This is a genomic window from Gymnodinialimonas ceratoperidinii (assembly GCF_019297855.1).
Taxonomy (GTDB): domain Bacteria; phylum Pseudomonadota; class Alphaproteobacteria; order Rhodobacterales; family Rhodobacteraceae; genus Gymnodinialimonas; species Gymnodinialimonas ceratoperidinii.
This window is the reverse complement of sequence record NZ_CP079194.1, coordinates 427,940-446,677: the sequence shown is the minus strand read 5'-3', so window position 1 is coordinate 446,677 and position 18,738 is coordinate 427,940. Positions and strand designations below refer to the sequence as shown.

Annotated in this window: 18 protein-coding genes; 9 read left to right on the top strand and 9 right to left on the bottom strand. The window is 63.7% G+C overall.

Features of this window, described 5'->3' with window-relative positions; genetic code table 11:
* Nucleotides 1-33: 33 nt before the first annotated feature.
* Together grxC and KYE46_RS02170 are read right to left on the bottom strand one after the other, a co-directional pair.
* Nucleotides 34-294 (bottom strand): glutaredoxin 3, encoded by a 261-nt coding sequence (gene grxC / locus KYE46_RS02175; RefSeq protein ID WP_219003156.1) that lies wholly within the window; start codon nt 292-294, stop codon nt 34-36.
* A gap of 39 nt (nt 295-333) precedes the next feature.
* The gene (locus tag KYE46_RS02170; protein WP_219003155.1) at nt 334-1,062 is read right to left on the bottom strand and encodes a ComF family protein; all 729 of its coding nucleotides are present in this window, start codon (nt 1,060-1,062) and stop codon (nt 334-336) included.
* Between the two features lie 49 nt (nt 1,063-1,111).
* On the opposite strand from KYE46_RS02170, the gene KYE46_RS02165 reads away from it, so the two are divergent.
* Together KYE46_RS02165 and hemH are read left to right on the top strand one after the other, a co-directional pair.
* Nucleotides 1,112-1,987, top strand: a complete 876-nt coding sequence (locus tag KYE46_RS02165; RefSeq protein ID WP_219003153.1) for a methyltransferase domain-containing protein — start codon at nt 1,112-1,114, stop codon at nt 1,985-1,987.
* Nucleotides 1,988-1,997: 10 nt separating this feature from the next.
* Nucleotides 1,998-3,068, top strand: a complete 1,071-nt coding sequence (gene hemH / locus KYE46_RS02160) for a ferrochelatase (RefSeq protein ID WP_219004979.1) — start codon at nt 1,998-2,000, stop codon at nt 3,066-3,068.
* 320 nt (nt 3,069-3,388) lie between these two features.
* On the opposite strand, the gene mutT is transcribed toward hemH, so the two are convergent.
* From mutT to KYE46_RS02145, 3 genes are read right to left on the bottom strand one after another with little or no spacing between them, the layout of a single operon-like run.
* Entirely contained in the window at nt 3,389-3,826 is a 438-nt protein-coding gene (gene mutT, locus KYE46_RS02155; RefSeq protein WP_219003151.1) for an 8-oxo-dGTP diphosphatase MutT, read from the bottom strand.
* A complete protein-coding gene (gene argJ, locus KYE46_RS02150; RefSeq protein WP_219003148.1) occupies nt 3,823-5,070 on the bottom strand; it encodes a bifunctional glutamate N-acetyltransferase/amino-acid acetyltransferase ArgJ in 1,248 nt (415 codons plus the stop codon). The genes mutT and argJ overlap by 4 nt, the downstream gene beginning before the upstream one ends.
* 21 nt (nt 5,071-5,091) lie before the next feature.
* Nucleotides 5,092-5,943 (bottom strand): foldase protein PrsA, encoded by an 852-nt coding sequence (locus KYE46_RS02145; RefSeq protein ID WP_219003147.1) that lies wholly within the window; start codon nt 5,941-5,943, stop codon nt 5,092-5,094.
* 225 nt (nt 5,944-6,168) lie between these two features.
* Between KYE46_RS02145 and secA the strand changes: the two genes are divergently transcribed.
* The 3 genes from secA to KYE46_RS02130 all read left to right on the top strand — a co-directional run bounded on the left by secA (nt 6,169) and on the right by KYE46_RS02130 (nt 11,599).
* Nucleotides 6,169-8,877, top strand: a complete 2,709-nt coding sequence (gene secA, locus KYE46_RS02140) for a preprotein translocase subunit SecA (protein ID WP_219004978.1) — start codon at nt 6,169-6,171, stop codon at nt 8,875-8,877.
* A 216-nt stretch (nt 8,878-9,093) separates the two neighbouring features.
* A complete protein-coding gene (locus KYE46_RS02135) occupies nt 9,094-10,035 on the top strand; it encodes a translocase (RefSeq protein ID WP_219003146.1) in 942 nt (313 codons plus the stop codon).
* Between the two features lie 97 nt (nt 10,036-10,132).
* Nucleotides 10,133-11,599, top strand: a complete 1,467-nt coding sequence (locus KYE46_RS02130; protein WP_247716890.1) for a phosphate ABC transporter substrate-binding/OmpA family protein — start codon at nt 10,133-10,135, stop codon at nt 11,597-11,599.
* A 92-nt stretch (nt 11,600-11,691) separates the two neighbouring features.
* Here KYE46_RS02130 and radC read toward each other — a convergent pair whose 3' ends face one another.
* From radC to sfsA, 3 genes are all read right to left on the bottom strand, one after another.
* The gene (gene radC, locus KYE46_RS02125) at nt 11,692-12,483 is read right to left on the bottom strand and encodes a RadC family protein (protein ID WP_219003144.1); all 792 of its coding nucleotides are present in this window, start codon (nt 12,481-12,483) and stop codon (nt 11,692-11,694) included.
* A gap of 102 nt (nt 12,484-12,585) precedes the next feature.
* Nucleotides 12,586-13,395, bottom strand: a complete 810-nt coding sequence (gene map, locus KYE46_RS02120; RefSeq protein WP_219003143.1) for a type I methionyl aminopeptidase — start codon at nt 13,393-13,395, stop codon at nt 12,586-12,588.
* A 68-nt stretch (nt 13,396-13,463) separates the two neighbouring features.
* The gene (sfsA, locus tag KYE46_RS02115) at nt 13,464-14,189 is read right to left on the bottom strand and encodes a DNA/RNA nuclease SfsA (protein ID WP_219003142.1); all 726 of its coding nucleotides are present in this window, start codon (nt 14,187-14,189) and stop codon (nt 13,464-13,466) included.
* 105 nt (nt 14,190-14,294) lie between these two features.
* Here sfsA and KYE46_RS02110 point away from each other — a divergent pair, with 105 nt between their 5' ends.
* From KYE46_RS02110 to KYE46_RS02100, 3 genes are read left to right on the top strand one after another with little or no spacing between them, the layout of a single operon-like run.
* Complete coding sequence (locus KYE46_RS02110; RefSeq protein WP_219003141.1) at nt 14,295-15,023, top strand: competence/damage-inducible protein A; 729 nt, start codon at nt 14,295-14,297, stop codon at nt 15,021-15,023.
* Nucleotides 15,024-15,031: 8 nt separating this feature from the next.
* Nucleotides 15,032-15,769, top strand: a complete 738-nt coding sequence (locus tag KYE46_RS02105) for a GNAT family N-acetyltransferase (RefSeq protein WP_247716889.1) — start codon at nt 15,032-15,034, stop codon at nt 15,767-15,769.
* 53 nt (nt 15,770-15,822) lie between these two features.
* Nucleotides 15,823-16,728 (top strand): OmpA family protein, encoded by a 906-nt coding sequence (locus KYE46_RS02100; protein ID WP_219003140.1) that lies wholly within the window; start codon nt 15,823-15,825, stop codon nt 16,726-16,728.
* A 154-nt stretch (nt 16,729-16,882) separates the two neighbouring features.
* On the opposite strand, the gene KYE46_RS02095 is transcribed toward KYE46_RS02100, so the two are convergent.
* Complete coding sequence (locus tag KYE46_RS02095; protein ID WP_219003138.1) at nt 16,883-17,788, bottom strand: LysR family transcriptional regulator; 906 nt, start codon at nt 17,786-17,788, stop codon at nt 16,883-16,885.
* Between the two features lie 208 nt (nt 17,789-17,996).
* Between KYE46_RS02095 and KYE46_RS02090 the strand changes: the two genes are divergently transcribed.
* The gene (locus KYE46_RS02090; protein WP_219003137.1) at nt 17,997-18,722 is read left to right on the top strand and encodes a class II aldolase/adducin family protein; all 726 of its coding nucleotides are present in this window, start codon (nt 17,997-17,999) and stop codon (nt 18,720-18,722) included.
* The last annotated feature ends 16 nt before the right edge of the window (nt 18,723-18,738 follow it).

Sequence of the window (18,738 nt, the reverse complement as noted above, 5' to 3'; positions counted from 1 at the left end):
CCGCGCGACGCAAGAGCAAACCGCCCAAACGGGTCAGTCTGCCGCGAGCATCGGGTCCAGTTTGCCGTCTCTCTCCAGGGCGGCCATGTCGTCGTATCCACCGACGTGGGTATCGCCGATAAAGATCTGCGGAACAGTGTGGCGCCCGTTCGCCCGTTTCAGCATTTCCTGCCGCTTGGAGGGGTCGCCCGCGACGTCGATCTCGGCATAGCTGACGCCTTTGTCGGTCAGCATCCGCTTGGCAGCGTGGCAGAAACCGCAGAGCGGAGAGGTGTAAAGCGTGACGTTGGCCATGGGAGAGTGCTTTCCTTGAGTTCGCGTAAGTCTCCCTATCTAGGTATCACCGCCGACCCGCGCTAGGGTCAGGACCGACACATTTTTGGCACCGGCCTGCCGACAGGCCTCCGTCGCGATGGCAAAAGTGGCGCCAGAGGTCATGACATCGTCGATCAGCAAGACATTGCGCCCCTCCAGCACCTGCGCCTTGCGGGGGTGCGGAATGATCGCCTCTTCCACGTTCTTAAACCGGGCATCGCGCGAGCGTCCCTCCTGCGAGGGGGTCGGGCGCAGTCGCAACAGGGCCATTGGCGCCACCTCGGCCTCGCATTCCCGTGCGAGCGACCAGGCCAGAAGCGCCGCCTGATTGAAACGCCGGCGCGCCAGTCGTGTCCAGTGAAGGGGCACCGGCACCAGAACCGGATCATCCGCCAGCAGGTCCGCCGCCGCCCGCGCCATCCACGGCCCCGCAGCCCGTGCGATATCCGTGCGGTCCCCATGCTTGAGCGACAGGACAAGCCGCCGCCCCACGCCGTCATAGGCGAATACGGCGCGCGCATGGTCCCACGCGCGGGGCACGCGCTGGCATTCGGCACAGATCAACGCCTCGTCCGGCGGGGCGGACTGGCCGGGCAGACCCGTGCCGCAGAGGTCGCAGGAGGCTCCGAGGATGAAGGGCGTGTCGCTCCAACAGGAGCCGCAGATTGCAAAGGTATCTTCGACACGCGCGCTGCAATTGAGACATTCCGGCGGAAACACCGCATGCAGCATGGTTTGCAATCTCATACCTGTCCCCTAGATAGCGCGCAGTGATCCCCTGCGCAGAGCCTCGATTTTGCAACAGCCACAGCCCCGCCTGACCGATACCGCTGCGCTCGCCGCGCACCGTGACCGCGCGACCCGCACCGCGGGCCTTGCCCACGCCCGGTTCCTTCACGACGAGGCCATTGCCGAGCTTCAGGAAAGACTGGAGGACGTTAATAGAACGTTTACGCGGCCCGCGATTGTGACTGATTTTCCGACAATTTGGCGCGACTTGGCTCCGAACGCGAAGATCGTGCCCATGGCCGAGGCGCTGGATCTTGAAGAGAAAGCCCACGATCTGGTGGTTCATGGAATGGGGCTGCATTGGGCCGATGATCCCGTGGGGCAGGTCGTCCAATGCGCACGTGCCTTGCAGCCTGACGGGCTGTTTCTATCGGCGGCTTTCGGGGGCAGCACCCTCACCGAGTTGCGGCAGGCACTGGCGCAAGCCGAGGCGCAGGTGATGGGCGGGCTATCCCCCCGCGTCGCCCCGATGGCCGAGGTGCGAGACATGGGCGCGCTGCTTCAACGCGCGGGCCTTGCCCTGCCCGTGGCCGACACCCTGCGCAAGAAAGTGACCTACCGGGACGCCATTGCGCTCATGCATGACCTCCGCGCGATGGGGGAAACCAATGCGCTCGCCGGCCGTCACAAAGCCATCCCGCCCCGCGCCTTGTTCCCCGCTGCGTCTGCGATCTATGCACAGATGTTCCCGGCCGAGGAGAACCGCATCGAGGCGAGCTTCGAGCTGGTTTTCCTGACAGGATGGGCCCCACACGAGAGCCAGCAGAAACCCCTGCGCCCCGGTGCGGCAACGTCTCGGCTGGCGGATGCGCTGAATGTGCCCGAATTTGATGAGAATGCGAAACCGGTCGCGGACCGACCAACGGACAAAAGTCAGGACTGAGATGACCCAGATGCAAGCGACGCCGTCCCAAGGCACCGACGCCCCCGCCCTGCCCCACGCTCCGGCCGACCATCCGAAGGTCAAGCGCGGCAAGATCGGGGTACTGCTCGCCAACCTCGGGACGCCGGACAATTACGACTATTGGTCCATGCGCCGCTATCTGAGCGAGTTCCTCAGCGACCGCCGGGTGATCGACTATGCGCCGTGGAAATGGCAGCCGTTGCTGCAGACGGTGATCCTGACGAAACGCCCCTTCACATCAGGCGCGGCCTACAAGTCGATCTGGAATCACGAGGCGGGGGAATCCCCGCTCGCCACGATCACGAAGGCGCAAACCGCGAAGATGAAAGCCCTCATGGCTGCGCGATACGGCGAGGATGTGATTGTCGATTATTGCATGCGTTACGGCAATCCCTCGACCAAATCCAAGGTCGATGCATTGGTCGCCCAAGGCTGCACGAAGATCCTTTTCTTCCCGCTCTACCCGCAATACGCCGGGGCGACCTCGGCCACGGCCTGCGATAAATTCTTCCGCGCGCTGGAGACCGTGAAGTGGCAGCCGCAGGTCCGCACGACCGAGCCTTACTTCGACAATCCAGCTTATATCGATGCCCTCGCCCAGAGCGTCGAGCGCGCCTATGGGGCGATGGAGGTGAAACCGGACATCCTTGTGGCCAGCTATCATGGCGTCCCGAAACGCTACCTGCTGGAAGGCGATCCCTACCATTGCCAGTGTCAGAAAACGACGCGCCGGCTAAAGGAACGGCTTGGATGGGATGACACGCAGATCATCACGACGTTTCAGTCGAAGTTCGGCCCCGAGGAATGGTTGCAGCCCTACACCGTGGAAGAGGTCGCGCGGCTGGCTGAACGGGGCAAGAAACGCATCGCCGTCTGCGCACCGGCCTTCTCGGCGGATTGCATCGAGACTCTGGAGGAGATCAATGAAGAGATCCGCGAGAGCTTTGAGGAGGCGGGAGGCGAAAGCTTCACCTACATTCCCTGTCTCAACGATGATGATGCCCACATGGAGGCCTTGGCGAGCGTTGTGGACAACAACCTGCGCGGTTGGGTCGACTGATTTTCATTGGAAAAGGGCCGGGCAGCGACCCGGCCTTCCGGTGCTATTTCATAAGCTTGAGGGAGCTTCAGGCGGCTTGAAGCGCGCTCACCGGGCGGCCAGTGAACACCTGGTTCCCCACCCGCACGCTGACCAAACCACTGGGCAGCCGCTTTACGAATGTTCCCTGAACGGACACGCAAGTTCCGATAACAACAGTGGTCAGCACAGATCATCTCCCCAGATACCGTGCGTCATGTTTCGCGCAAACAGGTTAACAAATCACTTAAAAAATTCTGATTGTTTACAAATTTTTACGATTTTGCAGATCAGGGCGGGCTTCAGAGCCAATCCCTGAGGATTGGAATAAGCGGAATATCCGCCGGTGGCATGGGGTAGTCCCGCAATTCCGAAGCCCGCACCCACTTCAAGGCCTGACCTTCTCGTGACTGCGGAATGCCCTCCCATTTGCGGCACGCAAAAAGCGGCATCATCAGGTGAAAGCTCTCGTAGGCATGGCTCGCGAAGGTGAGCGGCGCGAGGCAGGAGGCCCAGGTGTCGATGCCGAGTTCTTCCTGCAGCTCGCGGATCAAGGCTGCTTCCGGGGTTTCGCCCGGCTCCACCTTGCCGCCGGGAAATTCCCACAGACCGGCCATGGACTTACCCTCGGGGCGCTGCGCCAGAAGCACGCGCCCGTCGCGGTCGATCAGCGCCACGGCAGAGACCAGCACGATCTTGGCAGGCGCGGCGGGCGCCTTTGCGACGCGTACCTCGGTCACGAGCGGTAATCCGCGTTGATCTGGATGTAGCCGTGGGTCAGATCGCAGGTCCAGACGGTCGCTGCGCCCTGTCCAAGGCCAAGGTCCACGTCGATCAGCAACTCCTGCTGCTTCATGTAGGCCGCGCCTGCGTCTTCGGTGTAGCTCTCAGCGACCCAGCCCTGCTCGGCCACAAGGATATCCCCGAGGCGGATCGTTAGAAGATCGCGGTCGGCCTTGGCGCCGGATTTTCCAACGGCCATGACGATGCGGCCCCAATTGGGATCTTCGCCAGCGACGGCGGTCTTCACCAGCGGCGAGTTCGCGATCGAGCGCGCCACGCGGTCGGCATCGGCATCGCTGTCGGCACCGGTGACGCGGACCTCGACGAACTTGGTGGCCCCCTCGCCGTCGCGCACGATCTGGTGGGCGAGGTCCTGCATCACTCGCAGTAGCGCGGTCTGGAACGCCGGATGGGGCGCAGTGATCGGCGTGTTACCGGCGCGCCCAGTGGCAGCCATCAGGACGGTGTCGGAGGTCGAGGTGTCGCTGTCGACCGTCACGGCGTTGAAGCTGGCGCGGTTGCAGCCCGACAGCATCGCCTGCAACACATCGGGCGCGATGGCGGCATCGGTGAAGATGTAGCCCAACATCGTCGCCATATCCGGCGCGATCATCCCCGAGCCCTTGGCAAAGCCCATGATCGTGACCGGCGTGCCGTCGAGGTCCAGCGTCGTCACAGCGCCCTTCGGAAAGGTGTCGGTCGTCATGATGGCGCGGGCGGCGGGCTCGGTTGCGGCGGGGTCCAGAGACGCGGCGATCCCCGGCAGGGCATCGGTGATCTTCGACGCGGGCAGCGGCTCTCCAATGACGCCGGTGGATGACGTGAAAACATGGGAGGCAGGCAGGCCCAGCGCCTTGCCTGCGGCCTCCGCGATCAGGGCGACATCGCTGACGCCGCGCTTGCCGGTGAAGGTGTTGGAATTGCCCGAGTTCACCACGATGGCAAACCCTTCGTCTCCGGACAGTCCCGCCAATTTCGCCTGACAGTCCAACACGGCGGCCGAGCGCGTGGCAGAGCGGGTGAACACGCCAGCGATCGCAGACCCCGGCGCGATTTCGGCCAGCATCACATCGGTGCGGTTGGCCTTCTTGATGCCGACAGCGCCCGCCGCAAAGCGGACGCCATCGATTTTTGGCAGTTCGGGAAAGCTGGCAGGCGCCAGCGGAGAGACGGCAGGCCCGTCGGTTTTGGTCTCGGTCACGCGTGTCTCTCCTTGCCCGGATTATTCCGCGATCAGGTCTAGGTCGCGGATCATGGCGGGGTCAATCTCCACCTCGGGGCGCATGATGTCGGCGGCGTTGGTCAGCTCTTCCAGACGCGCGTCGACGCGGGCGCGGCGGATGGTTTCCTCCAGCTCGGGGCGCACCTCTTCCAGCGTCGGGGCCGCCTGCTCGCGGGTCTCGTTCAGCAGGACGACGTGCCAGCCAAACTGGGTCTGCACGGGGGAGGATACCTCACCGGGCTCCAGATCGAACACGGCAGCCTCAAATTCCGGCACCATCATGCCGGCGGTGAACCAACCCAGCGCGCCACCGTTGGGACCCGAGGGCCCGATGGAGTGCTCGGCCGCAAGCTCGGCGAAATCCGCGCCTTCCTCCAGCTCCGCCAGCATGTTCTCGGCGTCTTCTTCGCCCTCCAGAAGGATGTGCGCGGCGTTGTATTCGGTGGTCGGTTCGACGGAACCATAGGCCTCGTCATAGGCAGCTTGCAGCTCGGCATCGTCGAGGTCGGCCATGGCGATGTCGTCCATGAACATCGCGGCAAGGAAGGCGCGGCGCTCATTCTCGAGACCCAGCTCCATCTCGCGGGTCACGTTATCCTCGGCCTCATCGGCCAGCACCTGCTGCTGGATCAACTGCTCCAGCATACCGTCGAACAGCACCTCATCGGGAAGCTGCTGATACTCGGCCGGCAGCATCTGCCGCATGGCGATCAGGTGACCGACGGTGATGTCCGATCCATTGACGGTCGCCAGAACGGTCTCGCCGCTGGCATGACCGTCCGCAAATGCCGGACCGAAGGAGGGGGCTGCAAGGGCCGCGACAAGGCTGACGGAGGCTAAAAGCTTCTGCATCGAGGAAAATCCTTTGTGTGGAGCGACCGCGCCCGGAGGCAAGATCGGCTTACGTTGACTATCATCAGGCCGCCCCTTATCTCGCTTACGGGTTACACGAACCCGGGGCATTGACCGTTGGCGCTATAGGTAGACCGCGGCGCAGGGTCTAACAACCCGAGGCCCCACACGAATTGTTTAGACGGCAACGGCCCGCCTCAGAGGTCGTGATAGAGGTTGATGACTATGCTCGGACTGGGAACGATTGCGAAAAAGGTGTTTGGGTCTCCAAACGACCGCATGGTGAAAGCCGTCCGCCCGATCATCGACAAGATCAATGAGTTGGAGCCCCAGTTCGAGGCGCTGGACGACGCGGGCATCATCGCCAAGACCAACGATCTGCGCGAACGTGCGCTGAACGGCGAGAAGCTGGACGATCTGCTGCCGGAAGCCTTTGCCAATTGCCGCGAAGCCGCCAAACGCGCGCTGGGTCTTCGCGCCTTCGACGTGCAGTTGATGGGGGGCCTGTTCCTGCACCGCGGGAATATCGCCGAGATGAAAACGGGTGAGGGCAAGACCCTTGTCGCGACCTTCCCGGCCTACCTCAACGCGCTGACCGGCAAGGGCGTGCACGTTGTTACGGTGAACGACTACCTCGCCAAGCGCGATGCGGAATGGATGGGGCAGGTCTTCACCGCGCTCGGCATGACCACCGGCGTCGTCTACCCGCGCCAGCCCGATGCCGAGAAGCGCCAAGCCTATGCCTGCGACGTGACCTACGCCACCAACAACGAGTTGGGCTTCGACTACCTGCGCGACAACATGCGCGGCTCCATCGCTGAAATGGCGCAGCGCGGTCACAACTTCGCGATCGTCGACGAGGTCGACTCGATTCTCATCGACGAAGCGCGGACACCGCTGATCATTTCCGGCCCGACGCAGGACCGCAGCGATCTCTACCTCTCGATCGACAAGATCATTCCACGCGTCGAAGACCACCACTTCACGCTGGACGAAAAGACCCGACAGGCGACCTTCACCGACGAAGGCAACGACTTCCTTGAAGAAGTGCTGCTGGAAGAAGGGATCCTGCCCGAGGGTCAGTCGCTCTACGATCCCGAGAGCACCACGATCGTCCACCACGTGACCAATGCCCTGCGCGCCCACAAGGTCTTCTCGAAGGACAAGGAGTACATCGTCCGCGATGGCGAGGTCGTTCTGGTCGACGAGTTCACCGGCCGCATGATGCCCGGCCGCCGCATGTCCGAGGGGCTGCATCAGGCGATCGAGGCCAAGGAGGGCTGCAAGATCCAGCCCGAGAACGTGACGCTCGCCTCGGTGACCTTCCAGAACTACTTCCGCCTCTACGATACGCTGTCGGGCATGACCGGCACCGCGACGACCGAGGCCGAGGAATTCGCCGACATCTACGGCCTCGGCGTGGTCGAAATCCCCACCAACCGGGGCATCGCGCGCATCGACGAAGACGACGCCGTCTATCGCACCGGCGCAGAGAAATACGCGGCAATCGTCGAGACGATCAAGGAGGCTCATGCCAAGGGCCAGCCGGTCCTCGTCGGCACCACCTCCATCGAGAAATCCGAGATGCTCGGGCAGATGCTGACCCAGGCGGGCCTGCCGCACAACATCCTCAACGCGCGCCAGCACGAGCAGGAAGCGCAGATCGTTGCCGACGCGGGCAAACTGGGCGCGATCACCATCGCGACCAACATGGCGGGGCGCGGAACGGACATCAAACTGGGCGGCAACGTCGAATTCCAGATCATGGAAGCCATCGCCGCCGATCCGGAAGCTGATCCGGAGGCCATCCGCGAACGGATGGAGGCCGAGCATGTCGCGGCCGAACAAGCCGTGAAGGACGCAGGCGGGCTCTACGTCCTCGCCACCGAGCGCCACGAGAGCCGCCGGATCGACAACCAGTTGCGGGGCCGGTCGGGGCGTCAGGGCGACCCCGGCAAGTCCAGCTTCTTCCTGTCGCTGGAAGACGACTTGATGCGCATCTTCGGCTCTGAACGGCTCGACAAGATGCTGAACACGCTCGGCATGAAAGAGGGGGAGGCCATCGTCCACCCATGGGTCAACAAATCGCTCGAACGGGCGCAGGCCAAGGTCGAGGGGCGCAACTTCGACATCCGCAAGCAACTGCTGAAGTTCGACGACGTGATGAACGACCAGCGCAAGGTGGTCTTCGCGCAACGCCGCGAAATCATGGGCGCCGAAGACATCGCCGAGGTCGCCAAGGACATGCGCGATCAGGTGATCGAGGACATGGTGGACACCCACATGCCGCCGAAAACCTATTCCGATCAATGGGATGTGACCGGCCTGAAAGAGGCCGCTCAGAAAGTTCTGGGCGTCGATCTGCCGATCGAGTCCTGGGCCGATGAAGATGGTGTCGATCAGGAAGAAGCCATCGAACGTCTGGAGCGGGCCGCCGACGAGTACATGGCCTCCAAGGCCGCGCAATTCGGCCCCGAGCAGATGCGCAACATCGAGAAGCAGATACTCCTGCAGACCATCGACCAGAAGTGGCAGGAACACCTGCTGGCGCTCGAGCACCTGCGCTCGGTCGTGGGTTTCCGAGGCTATGCGCAGCGCGACCCGCTGAACGAATACAAGACCGACAGCTTCACGCTCTTCGAATCGATGCTCGACAGCCTGCGCGCCGACGTCACCGAGCGTCTTGCCCGAATCCAGCCGCTCACCCCTGAGCAGCAGGAGCAGCTTATGGCGCAGCTGCGCCAGCAACAGGCCGCCGCAGCCGGTGCCGAGGCGAAAGCCTCCCCGGCAGCGGAGCCTGCCGCCACCGGCGACACGGCGAAACCGGGCTTCGTGGAGGACGATCCAAGCACCTGGGGCAACCCCGGCCGCAACGACGATTGCCCCTGTGGGTCCGGCAAGAAGTTCAAGCACTGCCACGGCCGGCTTTCGTAAGCAGAGAATCGGCGGGCTGAGCGCGGACTCCGAAAATTACGGCGAATCTACGAAAGGCGTGGGACAACCGCCCCGTCTTTCGTCGATTTCCGGCACATTGATGCCCCACTGATCGAGCATACCGCACTCCGTGTATTTGTGGCGGAGTGTACGTTTATGTTGAGTTCTTTGATAATTAGAGCCGCGGCAGGGGGCACATTGGCCCTCGGCGGAGTTTTGTTTGCAATAGATTCAGGCTGGATCGACGGGGGTGTCGAGGCGCAGCAGGTCAATCAGGTCTTCGATGAGCAGACCTACACGTCCTCATCCCGCCCCGCGGGTGTCGAGGCGCCCGATCTGCCTCTCCTGGAAAACAGCGACGTGATCCTGCCTATGGCAGAGCAATCCCTTTCGCCTCAGGCGACGGTGATCCCCGCGTCCTTCGACGAACCCCTCACCACGCCGGTCGCGCCCCGGCAGGCCCCTCCGGCGCAGAGCGCCCTTGGCCTGCCCTGCGGGGTCACCGTGAGCGCGACGGCGGCACCTGCCGCGATGGTGGCGCTCGACGTGATGGCGCCGTGCCGCACGGATGCGGCGGTCACGATCAACCACTCGGGCCTGCAGATCGTCACCACGACCGATCCGCTCGGCTTGCTGACCCTCGACATTCCGGCGTTCGAGACACCGGCCTTCTTCACCGTCACCTTCGCGGACGGCATCGAAGAATCGGTTCTGGTCGGCTTGCCTGATCTGCGCGACTACGACCGCATCGGCCTTCATTGGCAGGGCGACATGGGGTTGGAGCTGCACGCAATGGAATTCGGCGCCGCCTTCGGCGAGCCAGGCCACGTCTGGCAGGCGGCCCCCGCAAGCGCCGAGGCGGCCCTTGCCGGAGAAGGTGGCTTTTTGAGCGTGGTGGAAACCGGTGACAGCTTCGCTCAGGTCTACACCCTCCCCCGCGCGACCCTGCGCGAAGGAGACAGCGTGCAGCTTTCGATCGATGCACCCATCACGCAGCAGAATTGCACCCGAGAGGTCATCGCCCGCACCCTGCGCAGCGAAGGGGCTGGCCGGGTCGATGTGACCGAGCTTTCGTTCACCGCGCCCGCCTGTGACGCCGTGGGTGACGTTCTGGTCTTGCAAAACCTGCTGGACGACCTGAGACTCGCGTCGAATTAAGGCCAACGCACCGGGGTTTCGCATGACGAGACATATTGGGGCGGTCCTTGCGATCGCCCTTTTTTCATGCCTGTCCGGGCCTGCCTTTGCGCAGGATGTGGAACTGCGATCCCTCGACGGCTCGGTAGAGTTGGAGGGCAACCTGATCTCCTATGACGGGGCCTTTTATCGGCTGGACACGGTCTACGGCCCGCTCACGGTCTCTGCCGAGGGCGTCTCCTGCGCGGGACCGGGCTGCCCCAACTTGGCCACCTTCGTGGCCGAGGCGCGCGTGGCGGGTGCGGCCACCGTGGCGGAGGGCCTTCTGCCCGCGCTGCTGGAGGCGTTTGCAAGCTCGCGTGGGATGTCCATGGGGGTCGAAGAGGGGCCTGCCTATGTCCTCCGCCGCTCCGACGGCTCGCCCGCCGCGCGTTTCGCCGTCACGCCGGGTACCACCGATGATGGCTTCCTGTCGTTGCTCAATGGCGAGGCGGATATTGCCTTGGCGCTGCGCGAACCCTCGCAGGCAGAGGTGGCCGCGTCAGAAGCCGCCAGTCCGGACGACCCGCCGCTGGACGACAGGGTCAGGGTGCTGGCGCTTGACGCGCTGGTTCCGGTGGTCTCGCCCGATAACCCGATCAACGCGCTCTCCTTGCCTGAGATCGCCCGGCTGTTTTCCGGCGACGTGACCAATTGGGCCGAGGTCGGAGGGCCGGACGCTCCGGTGGCCTTGCACATGCTGGCGCCGGGTCTGGGCCTGTCGCAGGCCTTTTCGACGCGGGTCTTGTTGCCATCGGAAGCCTCCATGAGCGACGAGGTCACGCGCCACGTGAGCGCCGAAGCGCTAGCCGAGGCCGTGACCCGCGATGCCTATGCTGTGGGGATCACGGCACGATCCGCGGTAGGACCCGCGCGGGCGGTGCCGCTGATGGGGGAATGTGGCTTTCCCCTCAGCGCGAGCACGGATGCGGTGAAGGCAGAAGACTACCCGTTGACGGCCCCGATCTACATGTACCTCGCGCCGCGCCGCCTGCCGCTTCTGGTGCGCCAGTTCCTCGCCTTCACGGAGACCGAGGCGGCCGAGGCCCATGTGGCGGCGGCGGGCTTCGTGAACCAACTGCTGACCCGCACGCCACTGGCCTTGCAGGGAGAGCGCCTGGGCAATGCCATCCGGGCGGCCGGTGACGAGGTGGATCTGGCGGCACTGCAAGAGGTTGTGGGCACCTTGGGGACGGCAGAAAGGCTGTCCACGACACTACGTTTCAATCCCGGTGGCGCCGTGTTGGACATTCAGTCCCGCGCCTCGGTGGGTCGGCTTGCCGCCGCCATCGAACGCGGCGCCTTTGATGGACGACAGCTGATCTTTGCCGGCTTCTCGGACAGCGATGGTCCGGCCACTGTCAACGCGCGCCTTTCCCTGAGGCGGGCCGGCGTGGTGCGGGACGCCGTCCGCGCGGCGGGTGTCGCGGATGCGAGCCGGGTCGAGATGGTCGCGGCAGGTTTCGGAGAAGCCATGCCGATGGCCTGCGATGATACCGATTGGGGACGCGCCGTGAACCGGCGTGTCGAAGTCTGGGTAGACTGAGCCGCGGTGGGTCGGTCGCGTTGATGCCGGCCGATCTGGGGCTCTGCCCCAGACCCCGGAGTTGTATGGCCAAGATGAAGGCGAGCCGAGGTTCAGAGGTATCCTTCGGCCCGGAAGCTGAGCTCTCGCGCTTTGCCGATCACGAGGTGATCGTGGATCGTGATGTTGAAGACATTGGCAGCGTCGCGGATCGCGAAGGTCATCTGGACATCAGCCTCGGACGGAGTGGGGTCGCCGGAGGGGTGATTGTGTACGAGGATCAGCGCCGTGGCGTTGAGTTCCAGTGCGCGTTTCACAACCTCTCGGGGGTAGACCGGGACATGATCCACTGTGCCATTGGCCTGGGCTTCATCAGCCACAAGGACGTTCTTGCGGTCGAGGTAGAGCACGCGAAACTGTTCCAGATCCCGGTGCGCCATGGCGGTTTGGCAATAATCCAGCAGCGCGTCCCAAGAGGACAGGATTGGTTTCTGGATCACCTTGGCCCGGGCCATGCGGTGGCCTGTCGCCTCGGTCAGTTTGAGCTCGAAGATCACGCGATCGCCGACGCCGGGCACCTCCTTCAGCCGTGCGCGCGGGGCGGCGAGCACGTGGTTGAGATCGCCGAATTGTTTGATCAGATCCTTGGCCAGAGGCTTGGTATCGCCACGCGGTATGGCGCGGTAAAGGATCATCTCGAGCAGCTCATAATCGGGCACCGCATCGGCGCCCCCTTCGGTGAAACGCTGCCGCAGCCGATCCCGGTGGTTGTGGCGATGTTTCTCTGCGCCCCGTGAGGGACCGCCGGCTTTGCGCCGGGCGGGAGTGTCGTGTGGCGTGACGGGGACGCCACCCGCAAATTGGGGCGAGGTCTCGTCGAAAGAAAAGGTAGGCTGATCCGACATAGGCGCAGTTTGCCGCCAAATGGTTAACGGATCGTTAGCATTCCTGATGGAGGATGAGCGAGCCTACCGCTTGGAATCTTGCGACCTCACGTGGACGCAGGCTCAGCCGTAGGTGGGGTGGAAACGACCCGTGGGCGACAGCGTGAAGATCTCGAACCCGTCTGCCGTGACGCCGATGGAGTGCTCGAACTGCGCCGAGAGAGACTTGTCGCGGGTCACCGCCGTCCAGTCATCGGAGAGGACCTTGGTCTCGGGGCGGCCGAGGTTCACCATGGGTTCGATCGTGAAGAACATGCCTTCTTCCAGCTTCGGACCGGTTCCGGGGCGGCCGTAGTGCAGCACGTTGGGGGGCGAGTGAAACACCTGCCCCAGACCATGGCCGCAGAAGTCGCGCACGACGCTCATCCGTTTGCTTTCAACGAACGACTGGATCGCGTGGCCGATGTCGCCGAAGGTATTGCCCGGCTTGACCGCCTCGATCCCCTTGAACAGGGCGTCGTGGGTCACCTGGATCAGCCGCTCTGCTTTCCGGGGCAGATTGCCGGCGACATACATCCGCGAGGTATCGCCGAACCAACCGTCAACGATCACCGTGACGTCGATGTTCACGATGTCGCCGTCTTTCAGCTTCTTCTCGCTCGGGATGCCATGACAGACGACGTGGTTGATGCTGATGCAGCTTGCATGCTGATAACCACGGTAGCCGATGGTTGCGGATTTGGCGCCCGCCTCCTCCACCCAGGCCTCGATCTGCGCATCGAGCGCGCCGGTCGTCACGCCGGGCACGACGAGGGGGGCGATGCGATCCAGAATGTCAGCCGCAAGCGCACCGGCCTTGTGCATGCCGGCGAAGTCGAGGGTCTGGTGAATGCGGATGCCGTCCTTCGTCAGGCGGCCTTTGAAATCGTCCAAGGGAGGTCTCCATCGCCCATGTTTGAGCCCTAAATAGGCCCGCAGACCGGAAATTGCCAGTGACGACGTCAGCCGCGCGCTTGCGGCGCCGGATCGACGGGGAGAGGCCCTGTCAGGGTGATCCCGTCGGGCGTGATCTCGGTCTCGTGACAGAGCACTTCGACCCCTGCCTTACGGGCCGCATCGAAGGCGCGCGCATAGGCCGGGTCCAGATCGGCGGCGAGGCGGAAGCCCGTGCAATCCGTCCGTTGCACGACATAAAGCATGACGGCACGACCGCCTGACTGCGCGATCTTCGTCAGCTCCCTCAGATGCTTCGCGCCGCGCGCGGTGACGCAATCGGGGAACTCGGCCCAGTCGCCCTCGCGCCGGAGATGGCAATTCTTGACCTCGACGAAAGCGTCGGGTCGGCCCGGTTCGGACAGAAGGAAATCGATGCGCGAATTCTCGTCGCCGTATTTCTGCTCGGGTCGCACGAGGGAATAGCCCTGCAACGCTTCGATACGACCCTCAGCCAGCGCCTCTTTCACCAAGGCATTGGGCAGACCGGCATCGATGCCTGCGAAATGGCCGTCCGGAAGCTCCACCAGACGCCAGCCGTACTTCAGCTTCTTTTTCGGATCGTCGTTGGGCAGAAGCCAGATCCGCGCGCCGTCGTCCCTCAGCCCCAGCATGGCGCCGGGATTGGGACAATGCGCGGTGACTTCCGTGCCATCCTCCAGCACGGCGTCGGAGAGAAAGCGTTTGTAGCGACGCAGGAGCCGCGCCGGGACGAGGGGGGATGGAAAGCGCATGGGCAGGGACGTATACCCTTGCGTGGAAATGGCCAAGCCACGCCGTGGTTGAACCCGCAACTCTGCCCTCTGTCGACGCCGCATGGGGGACGCGAAAGGACACCGATGCCCAATCCGACCGCCGCCATGCTCGTCATCGGGGATGAGATCCTCTCGGGTCGCACGCGCGACAGCAACATGCACCACTTGGCGATTGCGCTGACAGAGCATGGCATCACGTTGGCCGAGGCCCGGATGATCAGCGATGAGCATGAGGTGATCAAACGCCACGTGGCGGAGTTGTCGGAGAGATATGACCATGTCTTCACCTCCGGGGGTATCGGCCCGACCCACGACGATATCACCGCTGAAGCCGTGGCCGATGCGATGGACGCCCCCTGCGGCATCCGCGATGACGCACGTGCGATCTTGCAGGCGCATTACGACCGCTCGGGTCAGGAGCTGAACGAGGCGCGATTGCGCATGGCCCGCATCCCGGATGGTGCTGCGCTGATCGACAACCCGATCAGCGCAGCACCCGGCTTCACGCTTGGGAATGTGCATGTGATGGCCGGGGTGCCCACGATCTTCACGGCAATGCTCGCGGGTCTCCTGCCGACGCTCACAGGAGGCGCGCCGATGGTGTCATCCTCGATTCGGGTCGAGCGGGGCGAGGGCGATATCGCCGGACCGCTGGCGGATTTGGCCGAAGCGCATCCCGAGGTCTCGCTTGGATCCTATCCGTTCACGCAGAATGGCATCCATGGCTCGAACATCGTCGCACGCAGCCAGGACGCGGCGGCGGTGGAGCGGACCATGAGTGCCCTGCGCGCCCTGTTCCCGGAAGCGGTCTGAAGCGCGCGATGGATATCACGGACATTTTTCCCGTTCTCGAGGCTACTTGGCCCGCCGCGAAGACGCGACAGGTCGGTCCCTTCATCGTCCCAGAGGCCGACCGCGGGGGCAATCGCGTCAGTGCGGCGCGCCTTGCCGATCCCAAGGCATCGGAGGCAAGCGCGGAGGAGGTCGAGGCCGCTGCCGCGCATATGCAATCGCAGGGGCGTGCGCCGCTCTTCCAGGTGCTTGGCACTCAACCTGCGCTCGACGAGATCCTCGATGCGCAGGGCTACACGGCCCGCGACCACACGGTGGCCATGGTGATCCGGGCGGCGGATCTGGCCGCCACGCCGCCGCCCGTGACGGCATTCGACATCTGGCCCCCGCTGGCCATCCAGACCGAGCTCTGGGAGGCGGGCGGGATCGACGCCGCGCGCCGCGCCATCATGGACCGCGCACGTTGCCGGAAGACCGCTCTTTTCGGGCGCATCATCGACAAGCCGGCCGGCGCGGCGTTCATCGGCATCCACAAAGACATCGCCATGCTGCATGCTCTTGAGGTGGCGCCGGTGGCCCGTCGCAAGGGGCTTGCCGCGCATATGATGCGACTTGCCGCGAAATGGTCGGCGGATAACGGCGCGGAATGGCTCTCGATCCTCGTGACGCAACAAAACACCGCCGCGCTTGGGCTTTACGCTTCCTTGGGAATGGAACCTGTGGGAACCTATGCCTATCGCGTGAAGGAAGGCGGAACGGCCCTGTGAGATCACCTCGACCGTTTGGACAATGGCACAGGGCATTGCTGTGCGGCGTCATCTTGTGCCTTTCCACGAAGGCCCATGCGCTCGACCTCGCCCTGCCGCTGACGGCGGAACTGGTACATGGCAGCGACCCGGTCGAGGGGCGGCACCCGATTGCATTGGGTCCCTGGTCAAGTGCCACCGGCGTGCCGACCGAGGACGCCACCGGCCAAGTACAGGAATTCACCTGGCAGATCAGTGGCGAAGAGATCACGACGGACGGGCTGCTTACAGCGCTGCAAAACCAGATCGAGGCGCAGGGTTACATGACCCGCTTCACCTGCTTTGCAGAGGCTTGCGGGGGCTTCGACTTCCGCCACGCCCTGCCCGTCGGACAGCCGCCGGAGATGCATATCGATCTGGGCGATTTTCATTACCTCGCGGCCGCTTCAGAAGATGGAGAGACCCAAGCGGCACTGATGATCTCGCGCGGCGGCGCGACGGGCTTCGTGCATCTCGCCTTGATCCAACCCGTGGCCACGGCTGAAGAGCCTGTCATCCAATCGACGCGCGCGCCCGATGTCGCGGTGAGCCTGACAGACCCGGACGCGCTAATTGCAGAGTTGATCGCCACGGGCTCCGCGCCGCTTGATGACCTCCAGTTCGAGACGGGCGCCTCCAGCCTGAGCGGTGATAGCTTCGCCTCCCTCGCTGTCTTGGCGATGTACCTCGCTGAAAACCCCGACAGACGTGTTGTGCTGGTTGGGCACACCGATGCCGCGGGCTCGCTCTCGGGCAACATCGCGCTCTCGCTGGCGCGGGCAACCTCGGTGCGCGACTACCTCACAGGCTCTCTCGGTGTGGATCCGGGCCAGATCGAAGCGCAGGGTATCGGCTTCCTCTCGCCTCGGGCGTCAAACGCGACAGCGGAGGGACGGGAGGCCAATCGGCGGGTCGAAGTGGTACTGGCCGAGCCTGAATAACCGGCTGTAACCTGCCTGTTCGAGCCTATCGGCGATGATGGCTCACAAAAAATCCCGGAGGATGCGCGGGGCATCGTCCGGGACAAGTTGGGCATGTTCGGGAAGGCGAAGGGTTAGTGACGCTTCCGAACAGCACGGCAATGGGGGAGGTGGTCTACCAGTCGTTCGGACCCTTGTCGCGGAACGCCTCGACCAGATAATCGATGAAGGAACGCACTTTCGGCTGGATGTAACGGCCCGGCGGATAAACGGCGTAGACGCCTTGGACGTCGGTCGGAAGCTCGGGCATCGCGTCGACCAAGAGGCCCTGGCGCATCGGCTCGGCGTAGAGGAAACTGGGCAGGTAGGCGATGCCGAGACCGCCCACGGCAGCATTCAGAAGGCTCTGCCCGTCGTTCACGGTGAGCCAACCTGCGGTGCGCACCTGCCGCTGCTCGCCCGAGGGGGCGGTCAATTTCCAGACGTTGCCGGCGCTTGAATTGCTGTAGTGCAAGAGCTTGTGTTCGTTGAGGTCGTCAATGCGCTCCGGCCGGCCATATTCCTCGAAATACGACGGCGCCGCGATCATCCGGCGCTGCGTCTCGCAAATTTTGCGCGCCATGAGGGAGCTGTCTTCCAGCTCTCCGACGCGGATCGCCATGTCGAAGCCTTCGGAAATCAACTCCACGTAGCGGTTGTTGAGCACCATGTTCACGGTGATTTCCGGGAAGGCATGCAGAAACTCGCCAAGGATCGGCGAGATGTGATTGACCCCGAAGTCCGTGGCAATCGACACGCGCAAAGTGCCCGAGGGCGCAGATTGCATCGCGGTCACAAGGGCGTCGGCCTCGCCTGCGTCGTTCAGAACGCGGCGGGCACGGTCGTAATAGGCCAATCCGATCTCGGTCGGGCTCACGCGGCGCGTGGTCCGGTTGAGCAGTCGCGCACCGAGCCGGGCCTCTAGGGAGGATACGTGTTTCGAGACAGCAGATTTGGAAATCCCCATCTTCTTGGCAGCATCCGTGAAGCCACCTTGATCCACCACAGTGGCAAAGGCTTCCATTTCCGTGAGACGGTCCATACTCGATTTGCCCTTTTTCTCGTTACATGATGTTTTGCGGGCCAAATGGGGCGCAATTGGGATGTGGCTTTGTTCAAAGCGCGATTATTCCGCGGATCGTTCAAGGCATGGAAACAACTGTTTACGACCCGTTAACGATTGGACCCGGAACGCCGGTGAAGGTAGCGTCCGGGCGACAATGACACGGACACAATCGAGGGACTTTTTCATGGATTACGCCAACGCTCGCGCCGAACTTGCGGCCGCTTTTCGCTTGACCGCACGCGAGGACATGCACGAGGGGGTCGCGAACCACTTTTCGCTCGCCGTGAACGACGCGGGCACGCAGTTCCTGATCAACCCCAAGAAGCACTTCAGCACCATGCGCGCGTCGGACCTTTGGGTCATCGACGCCGAAGATCCCTCGACCATGGAAGGTGACAACGCGCCGGATCAGACCGCATGGGGCCTGCATGCCTCGTTGCATCGACACGTGCCCCACGCGCGCTGCGCCATGCACGTGCATTCCACCTACGCGACGGTGCTGGCCTCCTTGCAGGATTCACGCCTTCCCGCGATCGATCAGAACTCCGCCATGTTCCATAACCGTCAGGTCGTGGACGAGAACTACGGCGGCCTGGCGCTGGAAGAGGAAGGCACCCGCTGCGCGAAGCTGTTCCAGGACCCGACCGTGCGCACGATGATCATGGGCAACCACGGCGTGCTCTTCATCGGTGAAACCGTCGCCGAGACCTTCAGCCGGATGTACTACTTCGAGCGCGCGGCGCGGAACTACATCATCGCGTTGTCGACCGGACGGGCCCTGCGCGAACTGCCGGAAGACGTGGCCGAGTTGACCGCGAAGCAGATGGAAGACGACATCTGCGGCGATCAGGACGTGCTGGACGGAATGCGGGCAATGCTTGACGCCGAGGGGCTCGACTACGCCGCCTGAGCGCGGAACCCTTGCC

Bases quoted from the DNA above. Each gene is read 5' to 3' on its own strand.
- grxC (WP_219003156.1), bottom strand. From the start codon at position 294: ATGGCCAACGTCACGCTTTACACCTCTCCGCTCTGCGGTTTCTGCCAC.
- KYE46_RS02170 (WP_219003155.1), bottom strand. From the start codon at position 1,062: ATGAGATTGCAAACCATGCTGCATGCGGTGTTTCCGCCGGAATGTCTC.
- hemH (WP_219004979.1), top strand. From the start codon at position 1,998: ATGCAAGCGACGCCGTCCCAAGGCACCGACGCCCCCGCCCTGCCCCAC.
- KYE46_RS02145 (WP_219003147.1), bottom strand. From the start codon at position 5,943: ATGCAGAAGCTTTTAGCCTCCGTCAGCCTTGTCGCGGCCCTTGCAGCC.
- secA (WP_219004978.1), top strand. From the start codon at position 6,169: ATGCTCGGACTGGGAACGATTGCGAAAAAGGTGTTTGGGTCTCCAAAC.
- radC (WP_219003144.1), bottom strand. From the start codon at position 12,483: ATGTCGGATCAGCCTACCTTTTCTTTCGACGAGACCTCGCCCCAATTT.
- sfsA (WP_219003142.1), bottom strand. From the start codon at position 14,189: ATGCGCTTTCCATCCCCCCTCGTCCCGGCGCGGCTCCTGCGTCGCTAC.
- KYE46_RS02110 (WP_219003141.1), top strand. From the start codon at position 14,295: ATGCCCAATCCGACCGCCGCCATGCTCGTCATCGGGGATGAGATCCTC.
- KYE46_RS02105 (WP_247716889.1), top strand. From the start codon at position 15,032: ATGGATATCACGGACATTTTTCCCGTTCTCGAGGCTACTTGGCCCGCC.
- KYE46_RS02095 (WP_219003138.1), bottom strand. From the start codon at position 17,788: ATGGACCGTCTCACGGAAATGGAAGCCTTTGCCACTGTGGTGGATCAA.
- KYE46_RS02090 (WP_219003137.1), top strand. From the start codon at position 17,997: ATGGATTACGCCAACGCTCGCGCCGAACTTGCGGCCGCTTTTCGCTTG.